General features: G+C 60.2%; 7 protein-coding genes. All 7 read right to left on the reverse strand.

From position 1 onward, the window contains the following. Window positions 1–3 precede the first annotated feature (3 nt). Entirely contained in the window at window positions 4–846 is an 843-nt protein-coding gene (rplB, locus tag ACGYK2_RS08285; RefSeq protein ID WP_067267965.1) for a 50S ribosomal protein L2, read from the reverse strand. Between the two features lie 311 nt (window positions 847–1,157). Further along, the gene (locus tag ACGYK2_RS08290; RefSeq protein ID WP_271688303.1) at window positions 1,158–2,300 is read right to left on the reverse strand and encodes a PRC-barrel domain-containing protein; all 1,143 of its coding nucleotides are present in this window, start codon (window positions 2,298–2,300) and stop codon (window positions 1,158–1,160) included. A 242-nt stretch (window positions 2,301–2,542) separates the two neighbouring features. Further along, window positions 2,543–3,574, reverse strand: coding sequence for a fatty acid desaturase (locus tag ACGYK2_RS08295; protein ID WP_271688304.1), 1,032 nt, complete (start codon window positions 3,572–3,574; stop codon window positions 2,543–2,545). 398 nt (window positions 3,575–3,972) lie between these two features. Next, window positions 3,973–4,269, reverse strand: a complete 297-nt coding sequence (locus tag ACGYK2_RS08300) for a 50S ribosomal protein L23 (RefSeq protein WP_067267962.1) — start codon at window positions 4,267–4,269, stop codon at window positions 3,973–3,975. Continuing rightward, the gene (rplD, locus tag ACGYK2_RS08305; protein ID WP_067267960.1) at window positions 4,266–4,883 is read right to left on the reverse strand and encodes a 50S ribosomal protein L4; all 618 of its coding nucleotides are present in this window, start codon (window positions 4,881–4,883) and stop codon (window positions 4,266–4,268) included. Before rplD ends, ACGYK2_RS08300 begins: the two co-directional genes overlap by 4 nt. Next, complete coding sequence (rplC, locus tag ACGYK2_RS08310) at window positions 4,880–5,758, reverse strand: 50S ribosomal protein L3 (protein WP_082852159.1); 879 nt, start codon at window positions 5,756–5,758, stop codon at window positions 4,880–4,882. Before rplC ends, rplD begins: the two co-directional genes overlap by 4 nt. An 18-nt stretch (window positions 5,759–5,776) precedes the next feature. Continuing rightward, window positions 5,777–6,097, reverse strand: a complete 321-nt coding sequence (rpsJ, locus tag ACGYK2_RS08315) for a 30S ribosomal protein S10 (protein WP_067267998.1) — start codon at window positions 6,095–6,097, stop codon at window positions 5,777–5,779. Between the last annotated feature and the right edge of the window lie 372 nt (window positions 6,098–6,469).

Consider the following 6,469-nt stretch of genomic DNA (forward strand, 5'->3'; position numbering starts at 1 on the left):
TGATTAACGCCCCTTCTTCTTGGCGTGACGCGAGCGGATAATAAGCTTGCTGGACGCTTTGTTCTTGTTGCGGGTCTTGGCACCCTTCGTCGGCTTACCCCAAGGAGTAACCGGGTGACGACCACCAGAGGTCCGGCCTTCACCACCGCCGTGCGGGTGGTCGATCGGGTTCATCACCACACCACGCACAGAGGGACGGATGCCCTTGTGACGCATGCGGCCCGCTTTACCGTAGTTCTGGTTGGAGTTGTCGGGGTTGCTGACGGCACCGACGGTGGCCATGCATTCCTGACGCACGAGACGCAGCTCGCCGGAGCTCAGACGGATCTGAGCGTAGCCACCGTCACGACCCACGAACTGGGCGTAGGTGCCGGCGGCACGGGCGATCTGACCGCCTTTGCCGGGCTTCATCTCGATGTTGTGGACGATCGTACCGATCGGCATGCCCGAGAAAGGCATCGCGTTGCCGGGCTTGATGTCCACTTTGGCGCCGGCGATGATCTTGTCGCCAATGGCCAAACGCTGCGGGGCCAGGATGTAGGCCTGCTCGCCGTCTTCGTACTGGATCAGTGCGATGAAGGCTGTGCGGTTGGGGTCATATTCGATCCGCGCGACAACAGCGGACATGTCCAGCTTGTTACGCTTGAAATCAACGATACGGTAGAGGCGCTTTGCACCACCACCTGTACGACGCATTGTGATTCGTCCGGTGTTGTTCCGGCCACCGGATTTGGTCAGACCCTGAGTAAGGGCTTTGACCGGGCGGCCTTTCCACAGCTCCGAACGGTCGATCAGTACCAGTCCACGCTGGCCTGGCGTCGTCGGTTTGTACGACTTGAGTGCCATGTTCTCTGTCTTCCGTTTGCTAGGCACGCTCGCACCGAGGTGAAAGCGCGTTGGTTATAGGGCCCCGAAGGTCCCCTGTGGGAGTGGTGGATGGGTTTAAATCTCTTGCGAGGCAGGCATCCCAACCACCGGGATCGTTCAAATAGCCAAACCCCGGACGAATCCGGGGTCTGAGCCGATGTGGCGACGTAACAGGTTCGCAACAGCCCGTCCAGTGGGCATGGCGAAAATCCTCTCCCCTGCCCGCACAAAAGAAAAGAAGGCGCCGAAGCGCCTTCTTCTATTGGTTTAGCGACTACCCAAGGTGGGTATTAGTCAAGGCCAACGCTCTCAGCCAGACGCATACCGGGGTCGAGGATTTCAACTTCGGCTTCGTTGAATTCCGGCATGCTTTCCAGACGCTCTTCGGTCACGCCGGGGACGATAACTTCGTCTTCACGCATGATCAGCTTCTCAACCGGAATGGCGACTTCGTTTTCGCCCATACCAAGGAAACCACCAACGCCGATGATCGCAACAACGGTGTCACCACGGACGCCGATGAAGTCGATTTCGCCAACGTCTTCACCGGTCTCGGTTGCAACGCTGCGGCCAGTCAGTTCTTCTGCGGTCAGGTTGAAGATCGGCAAACGCTGCACGTTCTCCTGATAGCGGGCACGGTCTTCTTCGGCCATATTGCCCTGCTCGTCAGCGTTGAAGTCTTCCATCAACACGCGCGCTTGCTCTTGCTCGACGTCAATCTCGGCGCCCTCGGCACCTTCAACGTTAACCTGCGGTGCTTCGGCTTCTTCGACGACGACATTCGCGTCTTCGCCCTGCTGCACGTTCACGTTGGCTTCTTGCTGCTCAACGTCGACGCGGGCTTCTTCGGATTCGGCCACATTCACATCGGCTTCGGCCTGCTCAACGGTCACGCGCGGCTCGGCTTCCTCAATGGTTACTTTCGGCTCCGGGCGCACGAACTTCACGACGGGTTCGGGCTGCTCAAGATCGACGATCGGCTCGCCTGTGTCCACGTCAACCTGCGGCTTCGGCACCTGCACGGTCACGACCGGCTCGGGGATGCGCACGGTGACCTGCGGCTGTGCCTGCTCTACGGTGATGATCGGGGCCTGCTGCTGCACGCGAACGGTCGGCTCGGGAACGGCGACGTTCACTTCGGGCTGGCCCTGTTCAACGGTCACAACGGGTGCGTCCTGCGAGACGTTCACATCGGGCTCGGGAACGGTCACGTCAACTTCGGCGTCTTCCTGCTCGACAACCACTTGGCCGCCAGCAACATTCGCAGTCGCGGCTGCGCCACCTTCGACTTCGGCTTCCATCTCGGCTTCGACTTCGGCATTGCGCTCGATGGTCTCTTCGACGTTCTCTGTCGCATCCTGCGCCAGAACCGGAGCGGCCGCGAAAAGGGCAACGGCGGATACGCCAGCCATGAGTGTTTTGGTATAGATCATTAGGTCTCTCCCGTGTTCGTTTACGATAAATGAGGCGCGCAGCACCCCGTCTTCCACGGTGAGACAACCGGCAGCTTTCTGCTCTGTTCCGAATAAATTGATGGCTTTTTTTCGGAACTTTTCCGGGGTCGCCGCATGATTGAACGCGCAGCCGAGAAGATCGCGCGAAGGTAATGACAGCCCTCCAAATGCAAAGACCCCCGCCAAAGCGGGGGCCTAGATCATAGCCAAATCCTGCGGCTTCAGGCGACCCTGCGCGCCTGCGCGAAAGACAACAGGCGCTTGCTTTTCTCATCCCACAGATGCAGCCGCGCGTTGGCAAGGCTCTCGCGGATGGTCATCCGGTTCCCCTCCGCCAAGGCGACATGGTCGCGCAGCACTTCCGGCAGGCGATAGAAGGGAATGCGGCTGTAGAGGTGGTGCACATGGTGAATGCCGATATTGGCGCTCAGCCACTGCAAGGGACGCGGCAGGATGTAATGCGAGGAGCCGTGAAAGGCCGCGTCATGCAGGTCCCAAGCGTCATTCTCTTCCCAATGGGTCGTCTCGAACTGGTGCTGCACATAGAACAACCACATGCCCGCCGTGGCCGCCAGAAGGGTGCTGGGTACGAAGATCAGCAGAATGGGCATGATCCCCCCGAAATAGAAGATCACCACAAGTGCTGCGAGGATCGTCAGATTGGTGCCCATCGCGCTCAGCCAATAGCGGGTCTGCGCCATCAGTCCCAGTGGCACGCGGTTCTGCACGAAGAAGAGATAGGTCGGCCCAAGACCAAAAAGCACGATCGGGTTCCGATACAGGCGGTAATGCAGCCGCCCGAACAGCCTAAGCGCGCGATACTCCGCAACCGTGAGCGTGTGAATATCGCCAATGCCGCGACGGCCAAGGTTCCCGGCTGAAGAGTGGTGAATCGAATGGGTGCGACGCCACACGTCATAGGGCGTCAGCGTCAGCACCCCGAGCGCACGGCCCACCCAATCGCTGGTGCGGCGACTGCTGAAAAAGGCCGCATGGCCGCAGTCGTGTTGGATCGCGAAGAGCCGCAGCAAGAAGCCCGCGTTCACCAGCGAGATCGCGAGTGCCAACCAGCCGCTGACTGAGAGCGCCCACCAAGCCAGCGCCCAAAGGAGGATAAAGGGACCGAGCGTGATCGCCAGTTCAAAACTGCTGCGCCAAGTGCTCGGCTCGCGGTAACGGGCCAGCACGCGCACCCAGTCGCGCGCGTTCGACACGTCCGCAGACGCGCCGGAGGTAGATTTTTCGTGGGACATGGACCTGCTTTTTGTCGTTATCCGAGGTCTTGTAGAGGAAAGCACGCCGCAAGCAACGCCCGCGTCACCCTTTGCCGTTACGTCGCGGCATTTAGGCTGGAAACAGCCTGCTTTGGGGGGAGGGTTGAGCCTGTGGCTAGTCCATGGCCGGGGTGGCATTCATGCTCCGAGGGCCAGCGCCTGCCCGCGGGTCGGCGATCTGACGGACCTTGGTGCCACTTTATGGTTCAACCGAGATGTGCTTTTGCGAGGTCACGTCCAGCCTCACCAAATCGCCTACCCGTCCGGGCGGGCAGGCGATGGCCCGGCGCCTGCGGCTTGTCCCGGGCCCCGGCGCATCCCCGAAACGAAAAAGGCCCCCGCAATGCGGAGGCCTTTTCCAAATGTCTAACCGGCAATCAGAGCCCGGTGGAGACGTCGATCGTGTTGCCCTCTTCGAGCGTCACATAGGCCTTTTTCACGTCCTTACGGCGGCCCATTTGGCCCCGGAAACGCTTGACCTTGCCTTTGGTGATGGTCGTGTTCACGGCCTTCACCTTGACGTTGAAGAGCGCCTCGACGGCCTCTTTGATCATCGGCTTGTTGCTGTCGATCGCGACTTCGAAGACGACGGCGTTCTGTTCGGACGCCATGGTTGCCTTCTCGGTGATGACCGGCTTGCGGATCACGTCGTAGTGTTGATGCTTGGCGCTCATTTCAGGCGTGCCTCCAATGCTTCGATCCCCGCTTTGGTGATCACCAGAGTGTCACGCTTGAGGATGTCATAGACGTTTGCGCCCATCGACGGCAGGATGTCCAACCCATCGATGTTGCGCGCGGCCTGTGCGAAGTTCTCGTTGACCGAAGCGCCATCGATGACCAGCGCGCGTTTCCAGCCCAGGTTCGAGACCTGCTTGGCCAGAGCGGCGGTTTTGCCCTCGGAAGTTGCTTCGTCGATGATGACCAACGAACCGGCTTTTGCTTTGGCGGACAGCGCGTGGCGCAGGCCCAGCTTGCGGAACTTCTTGGTCAGCTCGTGGCCGTGGCTGCGCGGGGTCGGACCCTTGTAGATACCACCCTTGCGGAAGATCGGCGCATTGCGGTCACCGTGGCGTGCGCCGCCGGTGCCCTTCTGGCGATAGATCTTCTTGGTCGAGTAGCTGGTCTCGGACCGGGTCTTGACCTTGTGCGTCCCCTGCTGCGCGTTGTTACGCTGCCAGCGCACGACGCGGTGCAGGATGTCGGCACGCGGCTCCAGGCCGAACAGGGCTTCGTCCAGGTCTACGGACCCGGCTTTGCCACCGTCGAGTTTGATGACATCGAGTTTCATGCGTCACCTTCTTTCTTGTCAGCGTCGGCATCGGAATTGTCGGCATCCGAACCTTCAGCTGCGATTTCGGCTTCTGCGGCTTTCAGCGCTTCAGCTTCCTGTGCGGCTTGCTCTTCGGCCAAACGCTTGGCTTCGGCTTCTGCCTCTGCGGCGGCTGCGGCGGCGGCCTCTTCGGCGGCTTTCGCGGCTTCGTCAGCAGCAGATTTCAGAGCGGCGGGCAGAATCGCGTCTTCGGGGAACGGCTTTTTGACCGCATCCTTGACGGTGACCCAGCCACCTTTGGAGCCGGGAACGGCGCCTTTGACCATGATCAGGCCACGCGCGCTGTCGGTCTTGACGACTTCGAGGTTCTGCGTGGTGACACGGGCAGCACCCATGTGACCAGCCATTTTCTTGCCTTTGAAAACCTTGCCGGGATCCTGACACTGGCCTGTGGAGCCGTGCGAACGGTGAGAGATCGACACACCGTGCGAGGCGCGCAGACCGCCGAAGTTGTGACGCTTCATCGCACCGGCAAAACCTTTACCGATGGACGTGCCCGCAACGTCGACATACTGACCGGCGAAGTAATGGTCAGCGGTGATTTCCTCACCGACGTTGATCATCGCGTCTGCGTCGACGCGGAACTCGGCCAGCTTGCGCTTGGGTTCCACTTTCGCCGCGGCAAAGTGACCACGCATGGCTTGGCTTGTGCGTTTGGCTTTCGCCGAACCGGCACCGAGCTGAACGGCGGTGTAGCCGTCACGGTCCGCGGTGCGCTGTGCGACAACCTGAAGCTTGTCCAACTGAAGAACGGTCACAGGGATCTGCTTGCCGTCTTCCATGAACAGCCGGGTCATGCCGACTTTTTTTGCAATAACGCCTGAGCGCAACATATGATTACCCTCCCGGCTTTACGATTGCAGCTTGATCTCGACGTCCACGCCAGCGGCGAGGTCGAGCTTCATCAGCGCGTCCACGGTCTGGGGGGTCGGATCAATGATATCCAGCAGACGCTTGTGCGTGCGGATTTCAAACTGGTCACGGGATTTCTTGTCGACGTGGGGACCACGAAGAACGGTGAATTTCTCGATCTTGTTCGGCAGCGGAATGGGACCGCGAACCGAAGCGCCTGTGCGCTTGGCGGTGCTGACGATTTCCTGAGTGGAGGCATCGAGCACCCGGTAGTCAAACGCCTTCAGGCGAATGCGGATGTTCTGGCTTTGAACGGCCATATGCATATCCCTTGTTTTGGGATTCTAACGGATTGGAGGAAGCAGGCTCATCCGGCCCCCTCTTCGCGCCTTGGTAATAAATCAAACGGGGCGCGTCTAACGCACCCCGGTTCGATGCGCGTCCTATAGGGGGAATCAAAGCAAGTGGCAAGAGGGTTCTAAAAACCCCCGTGTTTTTAGAACCAGTGCGCAAAGTCATGCCGGACACGGCGTGACCGCGCACCCCGTCAGCGCTCAATCACAACCGGAAAACGCGCCGTCCCCTCCGTATCACGCACACGCCAAAGGCCCCTCTCCCGCCAAAGCAAAAGGCCGCAGCAAAAGCTGCGGCCTTTCGAATATCTGAACCGTGGTCCCCGGTCAGGCCAGGGG

The sequence above is a fragment of the Sulfitobacter sp. 1A10359 genome (assembly GCF_043558145.1).
In the GTDB taxonomy this organism is placed as follows: Bacteria; Pseudomonadota; Alphaproteobacteria; order Rhodobacterales; family Rhodobacteraceae; genus Sulfitobacter; species Sulfitobacter faviae.